Below are 1,200 nucleotides of genomic sequence, written 5' to 3'. Positions count from 1 at the left end.
TGACCTTACCCCGCCGAGTACACCATTCGTAAGTTAGTGGACTCGCCAGTTTTCAGCTGATGCAGTTGCCGGAATTGGTCCGGCGCCAGTTGCCCCAAGGCGCTATGCGGCCGAACCGAGTTGTAGTCGGTGCGCCACGTTTCGATGCGCTTGCGTGCGTCGTCGAGGCTGACGAACGCATGCTGATTCAGACATTCTTCGCGCAGTCGTCCGTTGAAGCTCTCGATGTATGCGTTTTCTACTGGTTTGCCGGGACGGATGAACTGCAGCTTGACGCCATGCTCGTGCGCCCAGGCGTCGAGTGCCTTGCTCACGAACTCCGGCCCGTTATCCACCTGAATCAGGGTGGGACATCGGCCTCGTTGCCGTAACTGCTCGAGCACACGCGCCACGCGTACACCCGTCAGCGAGAAATCGACCTCGATGTGTGGACACTCCCGGTTCCACGTGTCGATGATGGTCAACATTCGAACGCGCCGGCCATTCGAAAGCGCATCCGCAACGAAGTCCATTGTCCAGCTCTCGTCCGCGCCATTGGGCGTCGGCATCACGACGCGCAGATGGCTCGGACGCTTCTTTCTCCGCTTCAAGCGAAGCGACAGGCCTTCTTCGCGGTATAGCCGTTCGGTCCGTTTGTGGTTCTGGACCAAACCCTCTCGCCGCAGCAGAACGTGCAGGCGCGGCGAACCGAACCGGGGCCGCTCCTGTGCCAGTTCGCGCAGACGGTGCCGAACTGCATGGTCGACATCTGCCGGCGCCGGTCGCCGAAACGTCCGTCGATTCAAGCCAACGAGCGCGCACGCCCGGCGCTCCGAGTAGTCGTGCTGCTCCATTACTTGTTGCACGACCTCCCGGCGCTGCGCGGGCGAACTCAGTTTTTTCCGAGAACGTCCTTCAGCACCTGGATGTCGAGCGCCTGCTCGGCGACCAGCCGCTTGAGCCGTTGGTTCTCTTCTTCCAGCTGCCGAAGGCGACGCGCCTCCGTGACATCCATCCCGCCGTAGCGGCTTCGCCAGTTATAGAACGTCGCATCAGAGATGCCGTGCTTCCGGCATACGTCCGCGACCTTCATGCCCGCTTCGGCTTCTTTCAACACCCCGATGATCTGTTCCTCGGTGAACCGCGACTTCTTCATGACAAGGTTTCTCCTGCGGCCTTGCCACTAACTTTACAGTGGGATACTTCAGAGGGGAAAGGTCA

1 protein-coding gene is annotated in these 1,200 nt (G+C 60.6%); it reads right to left on the bottom strand.

Annotation, left to right across the window (positions count from 1 at the left end; translation table 11 throughout):
* Positions 1–5: 5 nt before the first annotated feature.
* Positions 6–1,135, bottom strand: a protein-coding gene (locus tag ACV229_RS40495; RefSeq protein WP_448088648.1) for an IS3 family transposase whose coding sequence is annotated in 2 segments (ribosomal slippage) — positions 6–883 and positions 883–1,135 — 1,131 coding nt in all. Because the reading frame shifts where the segments join, the coding sequence is not laid out codon by codon here.
* Positions 1,136–1,200 lie beyond the last annotated feature (65 nt).

The sequence above is a fragment of the Burkholderia sp. MR1-5-21 genome (assembly GCF_053427715.1).
This window is presented reverse-complemented; position numbering and strand designations above follow the sequence as displayed.